Here is a 23,791-nt window from a genome sequence, read left to right on the forward strand (position 1 = left end):
AAAGTCAGGTGTATTATGTCCAACTTACGTAAAGTGAGTCGCGTTGTCCTTTCTATTGAAGCCTCCGACGGGGCAGGTGTAAAGCTGCGCCGTTCGATTGGCTCGGAATTGATATCGGAATTGGACCCGTTTCTGTTGCTCGATAACTTCGGCACTGAAAATCCGGATGATTATATTGCCGGCTTTCCGTCTCATCCCCATCGCGGTTTTGAGACCGTGACCTATATGATCGATGGCCAGATGCGGCATAAGGATTCGACAGGATCGGAAGGTGTGCTTGGCCCGGGCAGTGTCCAGTGGATGACCGCCGGGCGCGGGATCGTGCATTCCGAAATGCCGGAAAAGCGCGAAGGTCGGATGAGCGGGTTTCAGCTTTGGGTGAATCTTCCGGCGAAGGACAAGATGTGCACGCCGCGTTATCAGAACATCGACCCGGAAGATGTCCCGGAAGTGTCACTTGATAAAGTAACGCTTCGGGTGCTCGCGGGAGAGGTTGAAGGTCCCGACAGTCTTGTTGCCGGGCCGGTGACAGGCGTCGCGACCGATCCCATCTATATCGATGTTATGTTAAGTTCGGATGGTAGTTATCGCCATGCGGTGCCGGAAGGACATACGGCGTTTGCCTATGTTTTTGATGGTACTGTCACTATCAGCGGTGAGGAAGTAACGCAGCATCATCTTGCCATTCTTTCTGACGGGGACGAAGTGGAGCTCTCGAGCGAGACCGGAGGCCGGGCTATCCTGGTTGCCGGGCGACCGATTGGCGAACCGGTGGCGCGCTATGGGCCGTTTGTGATGAACAGCTTTGATGAAATTCAGCAGGCTGTTCGTGATTTCCAGACAGGCAATTTCTAACCTTGCTTGATCGACCGGGGAAAGGCCGTTAGGATTTTGCCCGGCTTAATTGTCACCATAGAGAATGACGAAAAGGATTAGTGCCAATGACTGTTGATATTTCCTCACCCATTACCCTCCCTTGCGGCGTTTCCGTCAAAAACCGGATTGCCAAGGCCCCGATGACAGAGGGGCTCGCAGACCCGATGAACCGCGCGACGGAACGCCATGTCACGCTTTACAAAAAATGGGCCGAAGGCGGCGCGGGCATTCTGGTGACAGGGAATGTCCAGGTGGACCGCCGGTATCTGGAGCGACCGGGGAATGTCGTCATTGATCAGAATGGCGGACTTGAGGAACTTCGCGCTTTTGCTGCTGCGGGCACCACAAATGATACTCTTCTCTTTATGCAGATCGGTCATGCAGGGCGTCAGACGCCTCGCCGTGTGAACCCGCGGCCCGTTGCCCCGTCAGAGATAGCGATGACACTGCCCGATAGCGCCTTCGGGGCTCCGCGCGCGCTGACGTCCGATGAGGTTGAGGATGTCATCAAACGCTTTATCCATGTCGCCGAGGTGGCCAAGGAAACAGGATTTTCCGGCGTGCAGGTTCACGGCGCGCATGGCTATCTGATTTCCGAGTTTCTCTCGCCCCTCGCCAACCAGCGGACGGATCAATGGGGCGGTAGCCTTGAAAACAGGGCCCGACTTTTGCGGTCCGTTGTGCAGGGTATCCGTAAGGCCGTCGGCCCGGAGTATCCGATATCTGTAAAGCTGAATTCTTCGGACTTTCAAAACGGCGGGTTCAGTCATGAAGACTGCCTGCAAGTTGTGAAATGGCTGGAGGAAGACACCGTCGATCTTCTCGAAATTTCAGGTGGCAACTATGAGAATCCCGCCATGATGATCGGCGCGCGCGGTGCGGACGAAATCCGCAATACGACCATCGCCCGCGAAGCTTATTTCATGGGATATGCCAAAAGCATTCGCGCAGCAACCAATGTTCCCTTGATGGTCACCGGCGGGTTTAGAAGCCGGGCGGCGATGGACGCGGCGCTTGCAGAAGGTGATGTGGATGTTATCGGGATTGCCCGCCCGATGTGTGTGGATACGGATGTCCCCAATCAACTGCTTGCCTCCCCTGACGCCAGCACTATCGCCTATGAGCAGTCGATCAAGCCCTCAAAAGGCGCGCTCGGCTGGTTCTGCCTCAACATCATCCGGATAGCCGATGGCAAAAGCGCCGACCCGGACATGACCGGAGAGGAAGCTATCATGGCCTATCTCGACAATGAAGAGAGAACCGCCGTCGCTATGGAAAACGTAAACCCAAATTAACCGGTTTATTAAGATTGGTGAAGATTTGATTGCAGTCAATGTCGCATTAAGTGGGTAGGGTAGGCTTGCAACTTATCCAAGGAGGAGGAACCTATGATCGGCAATCCGTCTTTAATAACGCGCATCGCAATCGGTAAGTTTATCGGGCTGATTTTTGGTCTGTTCGGCTTCTTTCTGCTGCCGTATTTATGGCCGGAAAGTAATATGATGCTCCGGCTTGGGGTGTTGTTCTGGTATATAACCGTCGGGGCATTTATCGGTGTCTTCGGTGTGATGAACTGGCATCCCATTATTCGTATGCCCTTGCCCTGGTGGTTTCGGGCGCCCTGGATAGGCGGTTGGATGAATTTTGTCCTGACCCTTTTCGTCTATGATACGTTTCAGCAGATGATGGTCCATATGCTCGGGCCGGATTTTCCCTTTCTGTCGCCTTTCTGGTTTATTTTGGAAGGTGCCGTTATTGGCTTCATCATGGGCTATTTTGCAACAAAATTAGGTGGTGAGGGAAAAGATACAGTTCCTGAACGCCCTTAAATAGTCAGACGACGGTAGGACCAGATTTGCGGCAGGAGGGTTATCGCTGCCGTATAATCTCTTTTTCGACTGCGTCCAGCCTGTCCTTGCCGAAGTACATTTCGTCCCCGACAAAAAATGTTGGAGCACCAAAGCATCCGCGTTCGACGGATGCATTCGTATTATGGATAAGAGCGTCCTTGATGGGTTGTTCCTGTATCCGCTCGAGAATATGCGCACCATCAAGGCCAGCGGCATTTAATGTGGCAATGATCACCTCCGGATCGTCCATCTTCTTTCCATCTTCCCACATGGCCATGAACATGGTGTCTGTAAATTGCGCAGCATAACCTTCTTCTTCTGCGACAATCGCCCCGCGCATCATCTGAACGGTATTGACAGGAAAATGCGGGTTCATGGTGAATTTTGTCAGCTTGTGCTCTTCGATGAAGCGCATTGATTCAAGGCGCATGTAATCCATCTTGAGGGGAATCTCCGCGAACTGTTGCATGGGAGATTTATTGTTGGTCATCTTAAAGACGCCACCCAGCAAAATCGGAAAATAGGTGAACTCGACTCCGGATCTTTTCTCAATCTCGGGAATGACCTTATGCACGAAATAGCAGTTGGGGCTGCCGAAGTCATAATGAAATTCAACCTTTACCGTCATGTGATCATTCCTTTTTTGTGTTTTATCTCCATGATATGCTGCAGTCTGAACCGGGACGCGACAAGAGACAAGAGTTGTCTTATGCTGTAGGGGTACAAACAATAAGAATGATAATTGGGAGCACGAAAATGAATGAAATCTCCAATGAAAGAGCGAAATTCAGCCAGATGACAGACGGCACAGCGGCCGACTACAAGATCATTTCTGACAATTTCAAAGTCTTTTCAAAAGAACTGCCGGATAGGGTCCTGGATCACTTGAAGTTATTGGAGGGTGATTTCGGCGGCTTTTCTGTGGATCGGCTTGAACATTCCCTGCAAAGCGCCACGCTTGCCCATCAGGATGGACAGGACGAGGAATATGTTGTTGCGGCGTTGCTGCATGATATCGGAGATACCTTGGGGACTTTCAATCATGCAGACATCGGGGCGGCAATGCTGAAACCATTCGTATCGGAGAAGATCCACTGGATTCTTGAGAAGCATGGCATTTTCCAAGGCTATTACTTTTTCCATCATATCGGACTTGATCGCGATATGCGCGAGCAGCACCGCGGCCATGAGCATTTCGAGGATTGTGCGCATTTCTGCGCGGCCTACGATCAGGCTGCGTTTGATAAGAATTTTGAATCCGCGCCATTAGAATATTTTGAACCGATGGTGCGCCGGGTTATGGCCGCGCCCAAGCAGTCTATCTATCTGATGGAGTAAGGGCTTCTTCCCTTTACTGCCCTTATATCTTTGTCTCAATGGCTGAGGGTGTTTGCGCCTTTCGGCTGACCTGTAGTTCCCGGTGGGAAATGTAGGTTGCGGCACCGACGATAACGGCACCACCGATCATAACAAAAGGATCGAGTGGTTCGCCAAACACAAGGACGCCTAATATCGCGGCCCAGACAAGTTGTAGGAAGCCGAGCGGCTGGGTAACCGTAATGGGGGCGGCCTGAAAGGCCCGGGTCAGGGTATAATGGCCTGAGGTGGCGATAACGGCGGCCAAGGAAAGCCAGGCGAGTTCATGTGTTGTCGGCGCGCGCCATTGTATGATAGCGCCGGGTAGCAGCGTGATCGTACATCCTATGGAAAGCATTCCAACAATCATGGATGAGCTTTGGGTTCCCGTCAGCTTCTTCGCAATAAGAAAAGATATTGCGAATAAAGGTGCCGCACAAAGCTGCGCGAGCTGACCAAGCTGAATCTCCTGAAAGCCGGGCCGCAAAATAATGAGTGCGCCGATAAATCCGGCAATGACTCCACCAATCCGGCGAAATTGAAGTTTCTCACCAAGAAAGAACGCGGCGCCAATGGTGACGAAAATCGGAGCGACGTAGCCGATTGCGGTTACTTCCGCGATCGGTATGCGGGCCATTGCGTAAAACCAGAGCATGACACCAACCCCATGAACTAAGGCCCGAGAAATAAATAGCCGGGTGTTCCGCTTGTTTGGCATGCCCGGCCAATGCCGAATGACCATGGGAAGAATAATCAGTGACCCTAAAAAATAACGGATAAACGCCGCCTCAATCGCCGGCATATCGGAGCCGAGATGGCGTACAATTCCTGTCATGCCAACAAAGAGAAAACTGGTCAGGACCATCCAGGCAATCCCCTGCAGGGTGGTACTGTTTCTCAGGGAGCTTGTGACGGACATACGCAGGCCTTTTTATTTTTATTGCGGCGCCTGTATGGTGATGCGATTTAAAGCTGCCGCGCTATGTTTCATCTTAGGGCGCGCGACTGCATTTGACTACTTTATTTCGGATGGCCATTTGTTTGACACGGCGAGAGCGAGAGGTAATTTCCTCGCCTCCGCGCTAATTAATGTTCCATTATACCGCGGCGCGCCTGATCTCCCCACAGCTCGTCCACTTTTGCATCGCGGCCGCAGTTGAAACGGTAGAATTTATACTTCCACGAACTTTTCTCCGCATAGTTTTGATGATATTCCTCTGCCGGATAAAATGTTGTCGCACTTCTTATGGGCGTAACAACAGGGGCGTTCAGTAATTCCCCTGCGTCAAGGGCGGCTTTGGAATTTTCCGCCGTTGATAGCTGGGCATCGCTGGTCGCGAATATAGCCGTCTTATAACTTTCGCCCCGGTCGCAAAACTGGCCACCGTCATCCGTGGGATCAACGCTCCGCCAGAAAATATCCAGAAGCTCCGCATAAGTGACTTTGTCCGGGTTGAAGATAATTTCGACGGCCTCCAGATATCCACTCCCGCCTGCGGAAACAGTCTGATATGTCGGGTTGGGGGTTTCTCCTCCGATATAGCCGGATGTCGTCTTGACTACGCCGGAGACATTATCAAAGTCTGATTCCACGCACCAGAAACAGCCACCGGCAAAAATTGCTGTCTCCTCTGCCGCGGCGGCCTGAGACGTAAGGCCGAAGCTTCCGCCTATAACAAGGGCAATCACCATCAAAAACTTTAAAATGGGCGCATATACTTTCTGCATTCAATCTTCTCCGCTTCATTCTACATTAGCCGATGATCGAAAGCTGGGCTATTTAAGGCGTGAATACCAGTGTATCTCGCAGAAAGTTGATATCACAAAAATGTCAGCAAGGGGGCTCCGCCTCAGGCGGCTTTTTCCTTTTTCGGCATAGCCGGACCGAAGGGCCGGTCGCCCGCGACAGTCGTCCGGTACAACGCCCTTCTATAACCGTCATAGTCATTGAGCGCGAGATGCATCGCCGCCCGGTTATCCCACATGGCGAGCGAGTTTTTCCGCCACCGGAACCGGCAGGTGAAAATCTCGTTGACCGAATGACGATGGAGCTTTTCTAAGATTTCTCTACTGTCTCGTTCGGACATATCCTTGAAGCGGATTGTGTAGACCGGGTTGACGAAAAGCGCCTTGCGTCCTGTTTCCGGATGAATTCGAACAACAGGATGCTCGATTTCCTCATGCGCTTCCTCGGATTGGATGATCGTCATCGACTTCCGCTTCTTGTTGCCAAGAATGCTCTTGCCGGTGCCGTAAGAGCGGCGGGCGGAATGAATCGCAATCAGCGGATCGACAATGGCCTTCATCCCTTCAGACAGGGTCTCATAGGCGAGATACATATTGGCAAACATCGTATCGCCCCCATAGGGCGGGATATCGTCCCCAAAGAGAATGGTCGCCATCGGCGGGTTTTCCTGAAAAGACCAGTCGGAATGCCAATGACCGCCGAAATTGATCGTTTTTACTTCTTCCGCCTCTTTAACGACGGCGATTACCTCCGGATGCTCGCCCATGGTCTTGACGTAAGGCTCAGTCCCGAAAGGGCCAAAATGGGAGGTAAAGTTTTTTAGTCCCAGGATGTCAAGCGGCTGATCCCGAAAAAAGACAACCACATGCTCAAGGAACGCAGCGCGGATTTCCGCAGCAGTTTCTGCATCAAGATTGGCGAGATCAACACCGAAAATTTCCGCGCCGATGGTTCCTGTCAGAGGCTCTATTTTTAGTTTCTTATGCGCCATTATTTTTTAATCCCAGCCGTCATGGTTATTTTTTCGGAATGTCAGACCTTAATCTGCATAGCCCGGCAATTGCCGATCCAGTTTGCGCAGGAGCGCCGTCCAGGCAATCCCTGCAACGGCGGCCAAACCATTCTCACCTTGTTTAGCCGTTACTTGCATAACGCTGTCGGATGGATAATGAAGCTTACGACCGCCAGCCAGGCTGGCAACCTGCATCTCGCAGGCGCGCTCCAGAAAATACATGTTCAGAAACGCTTCACGAACCGTCGGCCCGAGCGCGAGTGTGCCATGGTTCCAAAGCAGCATCAAATCCTTGTCCCCCAAGTCCTTTTGCAGACGCGGCCGTTCATCATGATTAAGCGCGATGCCTTCATATTCGTGATAGGCAACCTGTTCGCGGATAACTAGTGCGGTCTGGTTGAGTGGCAATAACCCCTCTTCCTGTGTCGCAACGGCAGTCCCGGCAGCAGTATGCAGATGCATGACACAGCCGGCATCATGCCGAACTTCATGCACAGCGGAGTGTATGGTAAAGCCGGCGGGGTTCACTGGATAATCGCTCTCCCCGACCACCTCACCGTTCATGTCAATCTTGACCAGGGACGAGGCAGTGATTTCGTCAAACGTCATGCCATAGGGGTTAATGAGAAAATGATTATGATCCCCCTGCAGCCGTGCCGAGATATGAGTGAAAATAAGATCATCCCAGCCAAAAAGCGCGACCAATCGATAGGCAGCCGCGAGATCGACCCGAATCTCCCATTCTGCATCACTGAATTGTTCACGTCGTGATGACTTCTGTAATGTTGCTAAGCTCATTCTAATCTCCCGAGTTTAAGTTTCCGGGCTATGGTATTTGGGTGATAAAGCGCAAATACACACGGAATACATAAGTTTTTATTTCTTCTGATGATCGAGTGTAGCGGATTTTTTTGTTCAAGAGCAATTCACTTTTTTCCTGGCGAGCCCTAACGCGTTGTTAATAATTTTACGGTAACTCTGCTTAAGTCATTACAACTAAAGAGGGGCCAGGTAGGCTGATTTAACAGATGATGAAAAAGATACACCAGCTTTTCAAGAAAAAGAGCAATCCGGAAGAAGCGGGAGGCGAAGTTGAGTATTCCAAATTTGGCATTGGCCCTCGGCTTATTGCGGCATTTTCCATCGTTGCGATTTTAACAATTGCCATTTCGGCAATCAGCTGGGTCAGCCTGGGAGCAATCACAACCGCGCAGGAAGATCTTATCAATAAGAAAGTTCCTGCAATTTCTCTTGCTCTGAAGCTCGCGAATGAAACAACAGCACTTGCGGCGGCAGCGCCGCAGCTCAGCACGGCGAGAACGGAAGCCGAGCGTCTCTTAAGTTTTAAAAGTATAAACAACACGGGCAAAAAAGCCTCTGAGCAGTTGAGTTCACTCCGTGAGTATGTGAATGACGATGAGGCGCTTCATAAAGTTGACGATGGCCTCACCAAGATGCTGGAAAGCCTGACCCGGCTCAACGAGCAGGTTCAACAGCGCATTGAATTTTCTAAGGAGCTGAATTCGACAGCTCCCGGCCTCTCTGTGGCTCGTGACATACTTGATACGGGATTGGGCCCGTTCCTGCTTCCTCTGAGGATACGGGTAATCGAGAACACCGACAAATGGAACGAGGTGCTGTCGCAGTCTGTCGATCAGGCGTTGGCAGGAACACGACCGAAATATGATACGTCCGAGCTCTCTAGCGAGATACAGGGTATTCTGCGTTTTCAGGAAGATGTCTTCTCATTCAAGAGCAGCGGGTACCAAGTGCTGAGCTTACTGACGGAAGGCTTGCAGACGGATGATATCGATGCTGTGAAAGACCTTGAATCTATATTCCTGTCATCGATTTCGTCAATGGGCACACCATTGGACGCAATTGAAAAGCAGACTTCGAAAGGCCAGACACAGGAGCTGTCTGAATTGTTCGCCGATTTTATGGACATGGGCGTTGAAGAGAGCACGTCAAGCTCGGTAAATATTTTCAAAACCCGTGTTAAGGAGCTGGAAGCTGCGAAAGCTGCCGAGGACATTGTGAGTGAAAGCCGGTTTTTGGCAGGAATCCTCGTCAAGAATGCAAATGCCTTTACAGCAGAAATTGAAGAATCTCTTGGCGCTGCGGCTCAGCAGAACGCCGCACTCGCAAATACAACGAAGGTGACTCTGCTGATTTGTGCACTGGTTGCGTTGCTCGCTACAATCGGAATTGGATGGCTTTATGTCCGACGGAATATAATCCGCCGCCTGATGCTTCTCGTCGCCTCTGCGCAGAGGCTTTCTGAAGGGGATTTGTCATCAAGCATCTACCGCGACGGGCGTGATGAAATCGCTCAGATGGGACATGCTCTCGTCGGGTTCCGCGATACCGCCCGGGAAGCCGAAGCGGCGCGGGCTGAGGCAGACATTGAACGGCAGAAGCGGGAGGAAGAAAAGGCCAAGCGTGAGGAAGAGCAGCGTAACGCCGAGAAGGCAGCCCGAGAAGAGCGTGAGCAGCTTGAACGCGAATCCGCGGAAACCAAAATCAAGGAGCGGAACGAGCTTGCGGATACATTCGAGGGCAGCGTGAAGCATCTGGTTGAAAAATTTGCCGCCGCAGCTTCGGAAATGACGGGAATGTCGCAGTCAATGACCAAGTCTGCAGAAGATACCACGCAGCGGTCCGCGACTGTCGCGTCGGCGTCAGATCTCGCAACATCCAGCGTTAATTCAGTCGCCGCGGCAACGGAGGAACTTACCTCTTCCATCAATGAAATCAGCCGTCAGGTCAACCAGGCTGCAAATATTGCAGGTGAAGCTGTTTCCGAAGCCGAACGGACTAATATAATGGTAACTTCGCTGAACGAGGCTGCGTCTAAAATTGGCGATGTTGTTGGTCTGATTAATGACATTGCAGGGCAGACCAATCTGCTCGCTCTGAATGCGACGATTGAAGCTGCTCGTGCTGGCGATGCGGGCAAGGGATTTGCAGTCGTCGCGAGTGAGGTCAAGAATTTGGCCGCACAGACCGCGAAAGCTACGGAGGAAATCTCAGAGCAGGTGAAAGCCGTTCAAGAAGAGACCGGCAGCGCCGTTGGAGCCATTGGCGGCATTACAACGACTATCGGCAAGATCAACGAGATTGCGACCTCAATCTCTGCCGCTGTGGAAGAACAAGGTGCCGCGACCGGTGAGATCAGCCGCAGTGTTCAGCAAGCCGCCGAGGGGTCACAAGATGTCTCCCAGAATATTCAGTCTGTGAGAAATGCAGCGGAATCGACTGGTAAAACGGCGCAGGAGATTGAAGAAATCTCGAACGGGCTTACCAGGGAAGTAACTGAACTGGACCAGCAGGTAGAAGGGTTCCTTGCGCAAATTCGCGCCAGCTAATTCTTGAAATAACTGACAAAGGCAGCAGTTGAAGGCGAAATATCCTGAAAGAACTGCTGCCTTTTGTTTTTCTAATATTCGCTCGTTTTGATTGATTAAAGTAAAAGTATAACTATCATTTGGGCTTAGCCCATAAAAACAATATATTTTTTTCTGGTCAAAACGCATTCTTTGAGTCACAGTTATAACGCAATAAAAAAGAATAACGTTTTAAACTGGGAGGTGGACGCCTAGGCGTCCGGAAGCGTATTCATAATAAGATTGAAGATGCATCTGGGGCCTATGCAGCCATTAGTTATGAGTGAACAAAAACACAGATAGTATAGCGTCTGCGAATGCTTCAGCGACGGATGCGTTGTTAAGTGTCCAGGATGTAAGCGTCCATTTTGGCGGCATCGTTGCATTAGACGGTGTGTCATTCGATATTCCTTCGGGACAGATCGTCGGGCTGATTGGGCCAAACGGGGCCGGAAAAACGACCCTGTTCAACTGTATAAGTCGCCTCTATGATGTAAACTGGGGTGATATCCTCTTTCGTGGAAACTCCATCCTTAAAAGTCCTGTTCACAGGATGAGTGAGATCGGACTTGGCCGGACATTTCAAAATCTCGCCCTTTTCTCCAATCTGAGCGTTCTTGATAACATCATGATTGGCGGGCATTCGACCGCAAAATCAGATTACATCAGCAACGCGGTACATTTACCCTGGATAAAGCGGGAAGAGAAAGAGCTTCGGCAGCGGGCGTTTGAAATGCTCAAGTTCATGGAGCTTGAAGATACCGCGCTGCAACGGATCGGTGGTCTGTCATTTGGTATCCAAAAGCGGCTTGAAATTGCTCGGGCGATCATGAGCAAGCCCAAGCTCCTGCTGATGGATGAGCCAGCAGGCGGACTCAATCACAATGAGTTGTCACTCCTTGTGGACACGATCCGGCGAATTCGCGATGAGTTTGGCACGACGGTTCTTTTGGTGGAGCACCATATGGGCGTGGTTATGGAGGTTTCCGAGAAAGTTGTTGCGCTCAACTTTGGCCGCAAGCTTGCCGAAGGCCCACCCGCTGAAATCCAGCAACATCCTGATGTTATTGAAGCGTATCTGGGGACGGGCAAGAAATGAGTCAATTGCTTGATGTAAAAGGGCTTGAAGCGTCATATGGCCCGACGAAAGTTCTGCATGGGCTGGATTTCAGCCTGGAGCAGGGCGGCGTAACAACTATTCTCGGCGCGAATGGTGCCGGTAAAACAACGACCCTTCGCGCGATCAGCGGGATGGTCACCCGAAAAGGAGCGATACAGCTGGAGGGAGCGGAACTTACCACCCTGCAAACAGCGGATATTACGCGGAAAGGCATTGCCCATGTTCCAGAGGGACGCGGCACTTTCGTGAGAATGTCTGCGGAAGACAATTTGCGCCTCGGGGCCTATAGCCGGAGCGACAAGGCGGGTATTGCGGAAGATGTTGAACGGGTTTACGGCTATTTTCCCATCCTCAAACAGCGGCGAAATCAGCAGGCGGGTACGCTAAGTGGCGGTGAGGCGCAGATGCTTGCCGTTGGCCGGGCCTTAATGTTACGGCCGCGGCTATTGCTGCTTGATGAACCTTCTTTCGGCCTTGCACCGTTAATTGTTCAAGAGCTTTTCGAAATCCTGAAAAGAATCAATGTTGAAGAAGGGGTGAGTATGTTGCTGGTCGAGCAAAACGCGTCGCTGGCGCTTGAGTTGGCCGATCATGCTTATTTGCTGGAAACGGGAAATATCGTCATCTCCGGCACTTCGGAATCAATTCTTGAAAATGAGACCGTTCGTCGGTCCTACTTAGGGTATTAGGACGTTCCCATGGATCTTTTTTTACAGCAATTACTAACCGGTCTTGCAAATGGCGCTATTTATGCGTGCCTGGCACTTGCGGTCGTCATGATTTATCAGGCCATCGATCATTTCAACTTTGCACAGGGCGAAATGGCGATGTTCAGCACCTATATCTGCTGGGCGATGATTGCGGGCGGAGTGCCCTACTGGATCGCGTTTTTCGCGACAATCATCATCTCCTTCGTCGGGGGCCTCGCGATTGAACGAATTATCTTCAAGCCACTCCATAACGCGCCGGTTCTCAGCCATATTGTTGTCTTTATCGGCCTTGTCGCCATATTCAACAGCTTTGCCGGGGCGATATGGGACCATAATATCAAGACATTTCCGTCGCCCTTCCCTGATGGATCTTTTGGCGGCCTGATCGGACTGCATGAAGTTGGCATGTTCTTCGTGACCCTGCTTTTGCTTCTGGCAATATTCTGCTTCTTCCGTTTCACACGTGTCGGAATGGCCATGCAGGCAGCAGCGGCCAATCCCGATTCCGCCGGGCTCGTCGGCATTCGGGTCGGCTGGATGCTGGCACTGGGCTGGGGCCTGGCCGCCGCAATCGGTGCCGTGGCAGGAATGATGATTGCACCAATTGTCTTTTTGGAACCGAACATGATGCTGGGTATTTTGCTCTACGGCTTTGCCGCCGCGATTGTTGGCGGGATATCGAGCCCGGGAGGGGCTGTCGCGGGCGGCTTTTTGGTTGGCATTATCGAGAATATGGCAGGGACATATATTCCGGCCATTGGTAGTGAATTGAAACTGACGGTTGCTCTGATTTTGATCGTAACCGTTCTGTTGTTCAAGCCTAACGGCTTGTTCGGTAAAACCATTGTGACCAGGGTATAAAAATATGGCAACCGATGTAGAAACGCGTATTGATACTAAATTAAACGTCGGCGCGAAGATCCCCTTCAAGTGGGTCATTCCCTTCATTGTGATTGGCGCAATCTTGCCCTTTTTCCTTGGGGGATATGCGACCTTCCAGGGCACTTTGATAATGATCTATGCCATAGCAATCCTCGGCCTAAATTTGCTGACAGGATTTAACGGGCAGTTTTCACTTGGTCATAGCGCCTTTTATGCGATTGGGGCCTATACGGCGGCCATTCTTGTGTATCATCTCGATTGGCCAGTGTATGCAGCTATCCCGATCGGAGGGGTGGTTTGTTTCGTCGCAGGATTTCTATTTGGGCTGCCGGCGCTACGCCTTGAGGGGCTTTATCTCGCTCTGGCCACCTTTGCATTGGGCGTATCGATACCGCAAATCCTGAAATCATCGCATCTGGAAGGGCTGACCGGGGGGGTGCAGGGCTTGGATGTGTTCCGTCCGAAGGTCCCTGCTTTTCTGGTTGAAAACTTTGGTTTGACGATGGATCAGTGGTGGTACTTGATCGCGTTTGTGGTGATGTTGCTCATGTTCTGGATCGCATGGAACCTGATCAATAGTCGGACAGGGCGCGCCATGATGGCAATTCGGGATAATCCAATCGCGGCGAGATCGATGGGTGTGAATGCATCTTTATACAAATCGCTTACCTTTGGTGTCAGCGCTTTTTACACCGGCATTGCCGGGGCGATAGCGGCCATCGTGATTGAGTTCGTGGCCCCGGACAGCTTTACATTTCAGCTCTCCATATTGCTGTTCATCGGAATGGTGGTAGGTGGGACAGGCTCTATATGGGGGGCCGTTTTCGGTGGCTTTTTCATATTGACAGTGCCGAATTTTGCGGAAGAAATCTCGACAGGCCTTTCCTATGCTATTTTTGGCATTATTCTTATATTGGTGATTTATGTCATGCCCTCAGGTTTCGCAGGGTTGGTAAATCTTCTAAGGGTTCGAATAAAAAATATGTTATAAACTCTTAGTTGGAAGTGTGAAGAGAATTCGTATCAACAAGATACGGTAATAAATAACAGGAGGTACTAATGAATACCGGGAGAAAATTAGCGATCACCTTCGCTGCCGTTGCCGCAATGGGAATGGCAGCGACGTCAGCTTTAGCTGACAAAATGTACGGTCCGGGTGTGACCGATAATTCCATTAAGCTCGGCAATACCATGCCATATAGCGGCCCTGCGGCAGCTTATGGTCAGATTGGTAAGTCCACGGCCGCTTATTTCGACAAGATCAATAAGGAAAATGGCGGTGTGAACGGTCGGAAGATCGAATTTATTTCGCTGGACGACGGTTATAGCCCGCCAAAAACGAAAGAGCAGATTCGTAAGCTTGTTGAACAGGATGAAGTCCTGCTCATCTTCGAAAGCCTGGGAACGCCAACGAATTCGGCAATTCATAACTACATGAACAAGAAAGAGATCCCACAGCTGTTTGTTGCAACGGGTGCGACAAAATGGGGCGATCCTGAAAACTTCCCTTGGACAATGGGCTGGCAGCCGAGCTACCAGACAGAAGGTAAATTGTTCGGCGCCTATATTTTGGAAAATGTAACAGATCCGAAAGTAGCCATTCTTTATCAGAATGACGACTATGGTAAGGACTATGTCCACGGCTTGCGGGAATATCTGGGCGATAAAGCGGATTCCATTATCGTTGCCGAAGAAAGCTACGAAGTTACGGACCCGACGATCAACTCACAGATGATCAAGCTCAAAGACAGCGGTGCGAATGTCTTTTTTAACGTTACGACACCGAAGTTTGCAGCGCAGGCTATTAAAAAGTTCCGCGAACTGAACTGGGATGCAGTATTCCTGAATAACTCGGTTTCCAACTCAGTGGGCTCTGTTTACAAGCCCGCCGGACTTGATAATTCCAAGGGTGTCATCTCGCTCATGTATTATATGGATATTACCGATCCGAATAACTTTGAGTCAGAAGCCTACAAAAAATGGTCGAAATTCATGGATGAGTACTATCCGGATGGCGACAAGTCCAGCGCGTTCACAGCTTATGGATATCTTGTCGGCCAGACGATGGAGCAGGTATTGAAGCAGGCTGGCGATAATCTCACTCGTGAGAACATCATGAAAGAAGCCGCCAATCTGGACCTGGAGCTGGATATGATGCTGCCGGGCATTAAAATTCAGACTAGCCCAACTGACTTCTACCCGATTGAGGCAATGATGCCGGTTGAGTTTAACGGCGAGAAGTTTAACTCACTGGGCAAGGTTGTGTCTGTAAACTAATCAGGTCTTTGATCTGAAAAGAAAGGGCAGGGGATGTCATCATCCTCTGCCCTTTTTGTATACTTACTTTTACGGGCTGAGGACAATGCGGCCTTTGACGTTTCCGGCCTGCAGGTCTGTGAGAGCGCTGTTGACTTCATCAAGCGGGCGGACTTCATAAGGGATAGGCGCAATTTTCCCCGCCCGAACGAGTGCCATTAACTCATGCATCTCCTCAAGACTTCCGACATAGGAACCCTGGATCGTTCGCATCATGAGGGGCAGCATCGCAATTGAGAGCGGCATGGAATCCCCAAACAAGCCGACCGTCACCATATGACCGCCTTTTCTCAATCCGTTAAATCCAAAAAGGGAGGTTGCAGGGGCCCCCACAAAGTCGATGGAACCGGCCGCTCCTCCGTTTGTGATTTCCTGAAGTTTGGCGAGTGCGGCTTCCGGATCGCTGTTATCAATGGTTTCATGCGCGCCTGATTGGCGGGCGATAGACCGCTTCGTGTCGTCAATGTCGGCAACGATGATTTTCGCCTTCACAACGCTTGAGGCAAAATGAACGGCTGAAAGTCCGACACCGCCAGCCCCGATAATTACGAGATGATCATCTTCGCGCAGATGGGAGAGTTTCTTAAGGGCACTATAGGCTGTCAGACCGGAGCAGGCATAAGTGCAGGCGAGCTCTGTCGGAACACCATCATAGGGGATCAGATATTTCGGATGGGGCGCAATAACCTCATCTGAATAGCCGCCGTTATATCGAGTACCGACAGTTTGCGGCGCCATACAAAGGAGTTCGTCCCCCGCCATGCAGACATTGCACTTTCCGCAGCCTATCCAGGGAAAGACAATACGCTTGTCACCGATTTCCACCCCTTCCGCATCAGGGCCAATCGCGGCGACTTCACCAACAACTTCATGTCCCAGAGTGAACGGTAGTTTCATGCGCTGTAAGAGGTCCATCTTCTGGCCTCCTCCCAGGTCGAAGAAACCCTCCCAGATATGCAAATCACTATGGCAAACACCGCAAGCCGTGACATTCAGGAGTACTTCAGTACCCTTTGGTTCAGGTGTTGGGTAGTCTCGCGCCTCCAATGGCTCACCAAACTGGATGATCTGTTGGCAATGCATGGTTATTCTCCCATTTGTTTGTTCTTAATTGGAGAAAATATGCTAGCTCGTTTCGCAAGTGACGGCCAGAATTTCTGTAGCAGAATAACGTCCGTTTGTGCGCCGCTATGATTGCAGGCGGCTGCTGAAAAGATAACGTCCGTCACGAAGCTCAGAGAAGAAATCTTTGACGGCCGGATGCGATACTGGCTTCCCGGTGTCGTCAATCAGGAGGTTTTGCTCAGATACATAGGCCTCATAGGTCGTTTCGGCATTCTCCGCGAACAGGTGATAAAAGGGTTGGTCCTTTTTGGGCCGTACCTCTTCGGGGATGGACTCCCACCATTCTTCGCTGTTGCTGAAAGTGGGGTCGACATCGTATATGACGCCGCGAAATGGATAAACCCGATGCTTCACGATCTGCCCAATCGCAAACTTGGCCGCCCTGACTTGTGAATCTTTGCTCATGACGAGCCATAATAGTGGAGTTTATCCCGTGGGCAAGCCTCGAACTCAGAGAATCCGTTGCAACGTCAAATATATAAGCAGATGTCACCTTTATACGATACGGCTCTTCTTATCTCCCCAGTAGCGATCCCTGAGCAAACGTTTGTAGAGCTTTCCAGTGGGAAGGCGCGGCAGTTGTTCTTCAAAATCGAAGGAGCGCGGGCATTTCTGTGCGGAGAGATGTTCATGGCAAAAGGCGTCAAGCTCAACCGCCAGCTCTTCTCCCGGAACAATGCCGGGCATCGGCTGAATGACAGCCTTTACTTCCTCGCCGAAATCTTCATTGGGAACGCCAAAGACTGCGGCATCTTCAATTTTTGGATGGGTGATAAGCAAGTTCTCGCATTCCTGCGGGTATATATTCACACCGCCGGAAACGATCATGAAGGTCGCTCTGTCGGTGAGATAGAGAAAGCCGTCGCCATCGATATATCCCATATCGCCGACAGTACTCATCGTACCATCCGGTGACATAGCCTCTTTTGTTCGGCTCGGGTCGTTGAAATACTCAAACTGCGTTGCGGTTTTAAACCAGACAGTTCCAGGCGTTTCAACCGGGCAAGGGTTCATTTCTTCATCCAGAATATGGAGGTCGCCAAGAAGAACCTTTCCGACAGAGCCCGGATGGGAAAGCCATTCTTCGCTATTGCTGGCGGTAAAGCCAAGCCCCTCTGTCGCGCCATAATATTCGTGAATAATCGGGCCCCACCAGTTGATCATGTCCTGCTTTACTTGCGTCGGACAAGGGGCGGCGGCATGAATTGCAATTTCCAAGGATGAAAGATCGGCGCGTTTTCGAACCTCTTCCGGGAGCTTGAGCATGCGGGAGAACATGGTAGGGACCAGCTGCGTGTGCGTGACTTTGTATTTCTCGACCAACCGGAGATATTGCTCAGGGTCGAATTTTTCCATGATGATGACGGTTCCGCCGAAACGGATCGCGAAATTGCAGGCAGCTTGCGGCGCGGAGTGATACAGCGGTGCTGGCGATAAATACACCATGTCCTCACGGTACTGCCAGAGATTCTGTAAGAAGGTGTATAACGGAATTTGCTCAAGAGGGTGATTATCGGGCATGGGGCGGAGGATGCCTTTTGGCTGCCCGGTCGTCCCGGATGAGTAAAGCATCGACAAACCGAGCCGTTCATTCTCAAGTGGTGTCGGCGGACAGTCTTTGGTTGCCTCCTGAAGATTTACAAATTGATCATCGGTTTCGCCATCGACGACAATCCCCATGATTACTTTGGGGCATGATTTTAAGGCTTCGCGTGCAACTTCTCTTTTTGCGTTCGACGTGATGAGAATTTTTGAGTCGCTGTTATTGACAATATATGCCAGCTCTTCTGCAGTCAGATAGGAATTGATACAGGTGTAATAAAGACCCGCGCGTTCCCCGGATCCGCAGCTTTCAAAATACCAGGCATTGTTCTCCATGAAAATAGCGTAATGATCCTCTTGCGTGAGCCCCTTTCCCTGAAGAAAATGGGCGAGTTTATTCGCTCTTGCTTCATATTCTCGATAGGTGACGGTTTCTCCGGAGGAGGCCATGATAAAGGCCGGCCTATCGGGGTTTTCAGTTGCAAATTTCCCTGGATACATGCTGCATTCCTCCCTTTTTTATTCTTCCTTTTTTGGAAGAGATTGTGGGAAAGGATAGGTTGTGCGGGTTGTAACTGCAACAGTTATGTGGCGCAGAATTCAGCTCTTCCGGAAGTAACTATCTTATTTCTTAATATACTCTTTTGTATAATCCGGCAGGATAAAATTAACGAATATAGGGTATGAATTTTACCTGCAGTCTTAAGCAGATAGTAGTTTTAGTAGGAACGTATTCATGGTCCCGTTCAATAAGCCATGCCTAACCGGGAATGAGGCAGCCTATATTCAGCAAGCCCTTTTAAACGGGCATCTTTCCGGGGATGGCACTTTTTCAAAAAGTTGTCATAACTGGCTTGAGAGCACTACAGGTGCATCAAAGGCCCTTCTAACGCACTCCTGCACGGGCGCATTGGATATTGCCGCTATACTTTCAGAAGTCGGGCAGGGTGATGAGGTCATCATGCCGTCTTTTACTTTCGTCTCAACGGCCAATGCTTTCGCTTTGCGTGGGGCGACACCTATATTTGTCGACATTCGCCCGGATACCCAGAATATTGACGAGACGAAAATTGAAGAAGCGATAACCGAGAGAACGAAAGCCATTGTTCCGGTTCACTATGCAGGTGTGAGCTGTGAAATGGATGTCATCATGGATATCGCAAGGCGCCACAATCTGATCGTTATCGAGGACGCGGCGCAGGGCATCATGGCGAGCTATAAGGGGCGCGCTCTCGGCGCCATTGGAGATATTGGAGCTCTTTCATTTCATGAAACCAAGAACATTACCTCCGGTGAGGGCGGGGCGTTGCTTCTGCGTGACGACTGCTATTCAGAAATGGCGGAAATAATTCGTGAAAAGGGGACGAATCGGCAGCAGTTTTTCCGCGGGCAGGTAGATAAATATACCTGGACCGGTATTGGATCCTCTTTCCTCCTCAGCGACATGGCCGCCGCCTTTTTACTCGCCCAGTTGGAGCAGGCGGAAGAAATTACGGCGCTACGCCTTAAAATCTGGAGCCGCTACTTTGATACGCTTCAGGAACTAAGGGACAGAGAGCTGGTCGGCCTACCAACAGTTCCGCAAGCTTGTAGCCATAATGCGCATATGTTCTATTTGCTACTGCCGGACATTGATCGTCGCACAGATTTTATTTCTTTTATGGCCGCGCGCGAGATCCACACATATTTTCATTATGTCCCGCTGCATAATTCCCCGGTGGGTAAGAAAATAGGACGATCACATGGTGATCTGTGCCACACGGAAAGCACATCCGACAGACTTGTAAGGTTACCGCTCTTTGCAGGATTAACTGATGACGAGCAGGAGAAAGTTATATCCGCCGTCTTCTCTTTTTTCAGATTATAGGCAGGTAAGGGGGAGGAGCCTATAGTAATACTCTTCCTTTTTCACCCTTCTACGCGCACATTATGCATTTTTGTCAGCCGCGTAAAATCTTCCAGCAATTTTTCTTCTTTCAGATAGGAGATATCCGGATGACAGGGGATGTTGACAAGACGGTGATAGATATCCACGCAGTTTGGAGTCTCCGCAAGCGGTAGATAATATTTCGCGAGCATCAGATGCTGCGCCGCATCAACGTCATCCTGCCGGATGGGCGTATCGGCGCAAAAAGGAAGGCTGGTCGCCGGCGTGGTGCCATCGAACGGGTAAAGTGGCCGCAACCCCACTTTCGATGCGATTTTCGTCACTCTCGCCGCTTGCTCAAGATAGAGAGGTTTCCATTCGTCAACGCGGCTCAACCGATCAATTTGAAAAGCGCAGGCGATATCGGATACTTTGCCGTTATTGATCCAATGTTTCTTTTCCGCAGCCTTGATGGAACCATAGTTCAAAAGATTGTAAATTGATTCCATTTCATCCCTTGGCGATAGAATGAGCCCTCCTTCTCCGGCGCCATAGGGTTTCGTATGATGCAGGCTAAAGCTCTGATACGGCCAGTCCGGCAACCTTTCATTTATGCCGGCCGCGTTGTCGATCACCATGAATTTTTTATGCTTCTTGGCAAATTTGATAAAGGGTTCGAAATCATGCCAGGCTCCAAACGGGTTAGTGACAACGAAGCCATCAAAATTGGCTAGGCCAAATTCTTCAAGCGCTGTCAGGCTTAAGATGCCTTCTTCAGTGCAATCAACGAAATGCATATCGTTGAAATAGCCGCGCCCGAGATTGTTGAAACTGAAGGAGCTGGCAGCCCAGCGGATTGGCTTGTCGAACTTGATCTCAAGAAACCTTGCCAGAGCTTCCAGGCCGATGCCGCCATTCGCGCAGGGCGTAATAGCAAGCTCGGCGGAAAGTTTAAAATGCTTCTCATACTTTTCTGCAAGCAGGTGATAAAGCGGGCCACGGTTTGCCCACATATTGGTTTCTATGCATTGCTCAAGGAGCTTTGCAATATAAACCATATCCGGTCGCTTGCTCTCGACGAAGGGCATTTTGGCTTTAGTGTCTGACAATTTCACAATCTTGCGGCCTTGTATTCGGAGTTTTTGATACTCAGTTAAACGTTCAACTTTTTTACTAAATTTCATCATAAACCATAAAAGTTGAATTTTCTGTTTACTAAACGAAGTAAGCGGTCACTAAAATTGTTATTATTCGCGCTGTATGCGCCATTTCATGCGATTGACAATACGTGGTATGAACGAATTCTCTGAAATGGGAATCCCATGCAACTGATATTTTAGACTATCTATCCGTAATGGCCCCCGTCAATATAACAATATTGTAAAGAAAAAACGATAGGACGGAGAAACCGCCATGATACATGATCCCGCACGCCGGAAGAGTAGAGGAATGACGGGCGGGGATGTTTTCCTAATTGGTGCCGTCCTTGCTTGGGGTATCAACTTCCCGATCGCGAAATATGCGCTGGATTTCATGGATCCGTTTACCTTCTCGGCGACGCGGTATCTGGCGGCAAGCATTCTGCTTTTTGGCGTTCTTCTGGTCAAGAATACGGCTATTGGAATATCCGCTAAGGAGGCAGGGATGCTTATCATTATCGGCCTGTTGAGTGTCACCCTGTTTCAAGGCGGATGGGCGTATGGCCTCAGCCTGACGTCTGCATCGAAAGCCTCGGTCCTGATAACAACCTCTCCCATTTTTGGGGCTCTGATATCCGCAGTGATGGGAAACCGCCCGGGCAGCAAGGCCTGGATCGGTATCTTTCTCTCCTTCCTGGGTGTTGCCGTTGTTATCAACAACAGTCTGACGGAAATCACTTTCAATGCGGGTTCGATCGTCGGAGACATGCTGATTGTCGGGGCATCGATGATGTGGGCTCTTTATACTTATGTTTCCGGCCCATTAGTTGCAAAGCGCGGCCCTCTTCTCGTGACCGCTTGGGCGACATTATTCGGCTCAATAACGTTAAACCTGATCGGCTTTCCAAGCCTTATCGAGCAGAATTGGACGGCTATTCCAACGCTGGGTTGGCTGAGCTGGGCATCTACCGCGCTTTTCGGTGCGGCTCTCGCCTTCGTCTGGTATTGCGCTGGGATTGCCCGTTTGGGCGTCACCAAGGGGATGGTCTACAGTTTCTTCATTCCCGTAGTCGCCATCCTGAGCTCGGTTATATTGCTCGACGAGGTGATTACGCCCATTCAGATATTTGGCGCAGTTATTGTGTTGGTGGGGGTAAAGCTCACTCGGTCAGACTGAACGTTTCTTTTGACTTCATCCAATTGTTGAGGGCAGAGATTTGTTCCTCGCGCATCCCGATTCCGATTTTGCTTCTCCGCCAGAGAACATCATCGGCTGTTTGCGCCCATTCATAATTCATAAGGTATCGGACTTCTCTCTCATAAAGGCTGCCGCCAAAATCGATGCCAAGGTCGGCTTTATTTGCAGCATCTTCCATCAGATCAAACAGATGCGTGCCGTAAGCACGTAGCATGCGTTCAGACTGCTGGGGATCAAGAAATGGGTATGTATCGAGAACTTTTTTGAGGAGCTCAGCGAAGCCTTCCATCGGGAAATTTCCCCCCGGAAGTGGCGCATCGATTGTCCACTCCCCGCCCTTGCCCCCCAGTTTCTGCTCCACTAGTTCCAGCACAGCTTCTGCGAGGCGGCGATAAGTGGTGATCTTGCCGCCGAAAATATTCAAAAAAGGGGGAGTTTCATCGCCCGACTGCCATTTGAGGACATAATCCCGCGTGGCTTCCTGTGCCTTGGTTGCTCCATCGTCAAAAAGCGGACGGACAGCGGAGTAGGTCCAGATGACGTCATCTTTATCTATGGGTTTAACAAAATACTCGCTCGCGGCGTCACAAAGATAGGCGATCTCTGTATCCGTGATGGTGACCTTTTCCGGATCGCCGTCATAGTCCTGATCCGTAGTCCCAATCAAGGTGTAGTTCTGCTCATAGGGAATAGCGAAGATGATTCGTTCATCCGCATTCTGGAAGATATAGCATCTGTCATGCTCATAAAGTTTTGGTACGACGATATGGCTTCCTTGAACTAGCCGGACGTTGGGCGAGGTAGCAGTGTGCAATCCGGCCTGAATGACTTTGTCGACCCATGGTCCGGCGGCATTGACAATCATCCGCGCGGTTCTGGTCACGGTTTTGCTGCTGCTCGCTTGCTGCGTCGTCACATGCCAAAGTCCGTCCTTATGCTCGGCGGCGATACATTTTGTCCGAGTCTCGATAATGGCGCCACGGGTGGCGGCATCCATCGCATTGAGAATAACTAGGCGAGAATCATTCACCCAACAATCGGAATATTCAAAGCCGACTGAAAACTCCTGCTTCAACGGCTCCCCGCTAATGTTTTCACGAAGATTGAGGGATTTTGACGCAGGGAGCTTTTTTCGGCCCCCAAGATGATCATAAAGAAACAATCCAATCCGAAGAAGCCATGCGGGTCGCAATCCCTTGTGATGGGGGAGTACGAATCTTAGCGGCCAGATTATATGCGGCGCATTGGCCCAGAGAATTTCGCGTTCCTGAAGTGCCTTTCGCACCAATCGAAATTCATAATGCTCTAGATAGCGGAGGCCGCCATGAATGAGTTTCGTTGATCCCGATGAGGTGCCGCTGGCGAGGTCATTCATTTCACAAAGGGCGACGGAATAGCCGCGGCCAGCAGCATCGCGCGCGACACCGCATCCGTTTATTCCCCCTCCGATTACAAAAATGTCAAAATCTGCCGTCATAATTTTCAGCTTTCACGAACTGCAATGTTGCTAATAACGAAGATTTATATCGTATAAATGAAAATAAAAAGAAAATATTATTCCATATATATTTTCGCTTTATCGTGACTAGGGCGCTGTCTCTATGACCCGAACATCTCCTTCGGCACATATGCTACGGATAGAAGGCTCGGTAACGCGATCTGTTA

At 50.4% G+C, this 23,791-nt stretch carries 22 protein-coding genes; 12 read left to right on the plus strand and 10 right to left on the minus strand.

Translation table 11 applies throughout. The features are described 5' to 3' along the window. Positions 1-15 precede the first annotated feature (15 nt). From P1U71_RS09910 to P1U71_RS09920, 3 genes are all read left to right on the plus strand, one after another. The gene (locus P1U71_RS09910; protein WP_301105434.1) at positions 16-855 is read left to right on the plus strand and encodes a pirin family protein; all 840 of its coding nucleotides are present in this window, start codon (positions 16-18) and stop codon (positions 853-855) included. 86 nt (positions 856-941) lie between these two features. Further along, positions 942-2,171: an NADH:flavin oxidoreductase/NADH oxidase family protein gene (locus P1U71_RS09915; protein WP_301105435.1), complete on the plus strand. Its 1,230-nt coding sequence runs from the start codon at positions 942-944 to the stop codon at positions 2,169-2,171. Positions 2,172-2,264: 93 nt separating this feature from the next. Beyond that, positions 2,265-2,705, plus strand: a complete 441-nt coding sequence (locus P1U71_RS09920) for a hypothetical protein (protein ID WP_301105436.1) — start codon at positions 2,265-2,267, stop codon at positions 2,703-2,705. Between the two features lie 40 nt (positions 2,706-2,745). Here P1U71_RS09920 and P1U71_RS09925 read toward each other — a convergent pair whose 3' ends face one another. After that, the gene (locus P1U71_RS09925; RefSeq protein WP_301105437.1) at positions 2,746-3,354 is read right to left on the minus strand and encodes a 2-hydroxychromene-2-carboxylate isomerase; all 609 of its coding nucleotides are present in this window, start codon (positions 3,352-3,354) and stop codon (positions 2,746-2,748) included. A 128-nt stretch (positions 3,355-3,482) separates the two neighbouring features. Here P1U71_RS09925 and P1U71_RS09930 point away from each other — a divergent pair, with 128 nt between their 5' ends. Then, positions 3,483-4,064 carry an HD domain-containing protein gene (locus P1U71_RS09930; protein WP_301105438.1) on the plus strand — a complete coding sequence of 194 codons (582 nt, stop codon included), beginning with the start codon at positions 3,483-3,485 and terminating at the stop codon, positions 4,062-4,064. Between the two features lie 22 nt (positions 4,065-4,086). Here the strand turns inward: P1U71_RS09930 and P1U71_RS09935 are convergent, their stop codons facing one another. The 4 genes from P1U71_RS09935 to P1U71_RS09950 all read right to left on the minus strand — a co-directional run bounded on the left by P1U71_RS09935 (position 4,087) and on the right by P1U71_RS09950 (position 7,639). After that, positions 4,087-5,001: an EamA family transporter gene (locus P1U71_RS09935; RefSeq protein WP_301105439.1), complete on the minus strand. Its 915-nt coding sequence runs from the start codon at positions 4,999-5,001 to the stop codon at positions 4,087-4,089. Between the two features lie 167 nt (positions 5,002-5,168). Further along, entirely contained in the window at positions 5,169-5,810 is a 642-nt protein-coding gene (gene msrA / locus P1U71_RS09940) for a peptide-methionine (S)-S-oxide reductase MsrA (RefSeq protein ID WP_301105440.1), read from the minus strand. 122 nt (positions 5,811-5,932) lie between these two features. Further along, positions 5,933-6,820: a TauD/TfdA family dioxygenase gene (locus P1U71_RS09945; protein WP_301105441.1), complete on the minus strand. Its 888-nt coding sequence runs from the start codon at positions 6,818-6,820 to the stop codon at positions 5,933-5,935. A 48-nt stretch (positions 6,821-6,868) separates the two neighbouring features. Beyond that, a complete protein-coding gene (locus tag P1U71_RS09950; protein ID WP_301105443.1) occupies positions 6,869-7,639 on the minus strand; it encodes a class II aldolase/adducin family protein in 771 nt (256 codons plus the stop codon). A 230-nt stretch (positions 7,640-7,869) separates the two neighbouring features. On the opposite strand from P1U71_RS09950, the gene P1U71_RS09955 reads away from it, so the two are divergent. The 6 genes from P1U71_RS09955 to P1U71_RS09980 all read left to right on the plus strand — a co-directional run bounded on the left by P1U71_RS09955 (position 7,870) and on the right by P1U71_RS09980 (position 15,216). After that, complete coding sequence (locus P1U71_RS09955) at positions 7,870-10,209, plus strand: methyl-accepting chemotaxis protein (RefSeq protein ID WP_301105444.1); 2,340 nt, start codon at positions 7,870-7,872, stop codon at positions 10,207-10,209. 301 nt (positions 10,210-10,510) lie between these two features. Next, positions 10,511-11,326: an ABC transporter ATP-binding protein gene (locus tag P1U71_RS09960; RefSeq protein WP_301105445.1), complete on the plus strand. Its 816-nt coding sequence runs from the start codon at positions 10,511-10,513 to the stop codon at positions 11,324-11,326. Next, complete coding sequence (locus P1U71_RS09965; protein ID WP_301105446.1) at positions 11,323-12,036, plus strand: ABC transporter ATP-binding protein; 714 nt, start codon at positions 11,323-11,325, stop codon at positions 12,034-12,036. The genes P1U71_RS09960 and P1U71_RS09965 overlap by 4 nt, the downstream gene beginning before the upstream one ends. 9 nt (positions 12,037-12,045) lie before the next feature. Continuing rightward, positions 12,046-12,918, plus strand: a complete 873-nt coding sequence (locus tag P1U71_RS09970; RefSeq protein ID WP_301105447.1) for a branched-chain amino acid ABC transporter permease — start codon at positions 12,046-12,048, stop codon at positions 12,916-12,918. A 4-nt stretch (positions 12,919-12,922) separates the two neighbouring features. Beyond that, positions 12,923-13,930: a branched-chain amino acid ABC transporter permease gene (locus P1U71_RS09975; protein WP_301105448.1), complete on the plus strand. Its 1,008-nt coding sequence runs from the start codon at positions 12,923-12,925 to the stop codon at positions 13,928-13,930. Between the two features lie 68 nt (positions 13,931-13,998). Then, positions 13,999-15,216, plus strand: a complete 1,218-nt coding sequence (locus tag P1U71_RS09980) for an ABC transporter substrate-binding protein (RefSeq protein ID WP_301105449.1) — start codon at positions 13,999-14,001, stop codon at positions 15,214-15,216. Positions 15,217-15,285: 69 nt separating this feature from the next. Here P1U71_RS09980 and P1U71_RS09985 read toward each other — a convergent pair whose 3' ends face one another. From P1U71_RS09985 to P1U71_RS09995, 3 genes are all read right to left on the minus strand, one after another. Further along, positions 15,286-16,338, minus strand: coding sequence for an alcohol dehydrogenase (locus tag P1U71_RS09985; RefSeq protein ID WP_301105450.1), 1,053 nt, complete (start codon positions 16,336-16,338; stop codon positions 15,286-15,288). A 105-nt stretch (positions 16,339-16,443) separates the two neighbouring features. Continuing rightward, positions 16,444-16,785 (minus strand): heat shock protein HspQ, encoded by a 342-nt coding sequence (gene hspQ / locus P1U71_RS09990; protein WP_301105451.1) that lies wholly within the window; start codon positions 16,783-16,785, stop codon positions 16,444-16,446. Between the two features lie 90 nt (positions 16,786-16,875). After that, positions 16,876-18,423, minus strand: coding sequence for an AMP-binding protein (locus P1U71_RS09995; protein ID WP_301105452.1), 1,548 nt, complete (start codon positions 18,421-18,423; stop codon positions 16,876-16,878). Positions 18,424-18,658: 235 nt separating this feature from the next. Between P1U71_RS09995 and rffA the strand changes: the two genes are divergently transcribed. After that, complete coding sequence (gene rffA / locus P1U71_RS10000) at positions 18,659-19,789, plus strand: dTDP-4-amino-4,6-dideoxygalactose transaminase (RefSeq protein WP_301105453.1); 1,131 nt, start codon at positions 18,659-18,661, stop codon at positions 19,787-19,789. A 41-nt stretch (positions 19,790-19,830) separates the two neighbouring features. On the opposite strand, the gene P1U71_RS10005 is transcribed toward rffA, so the two are convergent. Continuing rightward, positions 19,831-20,898 (minus strand): DegT/DnrJ/EryC1/StrS family aminotransferase, encoded by a 1,068-nt coding sequence (locus P1U71_RS10005; RefSeq protein ID WP_301105454.1) that lies wholly within the window; start codon positions 20,896-20,898, stop codon positions 19,831-19,833. Positions 20,899-21,202: 304 nt separating this feature from the next. Between P1U71_RS10005 and P1U71_RS10010 the strand changes: the two genes are divergently transcribed. Beyond that, the gene (locus P1U71_RS10010; RefSeq protein WP_301105455.1) at positions 21,203-22,105 is read left to right on the plus strand and encodes a DMT family transporter; all 903 of its coding nucleotides are present in this window, start codon (positions 21,203-21,205) and stop codon (positions 22,103-22,105) included. On the opposite strand, the gene glpD is transcribed toward P1U71_RS10010, so the two are convergent. Continuing rightward, positions 22,089-23,603: a glycerol-3-phosphate dehydrogenase gene (glpD, locus tag P1U71_RS10015; RefSeq protein WP_301105456.1), complete on the minus strand. Its 1,515-nt coding sequence runs from the start codon at positions 23,601-23,603 to the stop codon at positions 22,089-22,091. The two genes, P1U71_RS10010 and glpD, sit on opposite strands and share 17 nt — an antisense overlap. Positions 23,604-23,791: the final 188 nt, after the last annotated feature.

Source organism: Sneathiella sp., from assembly GCF_029233945.1.
GTDB lineage: Bacteria > Pseudomonadota > Alphaproteobacteria > Sneathiellales > Sneathiellaceae > Sneathiella.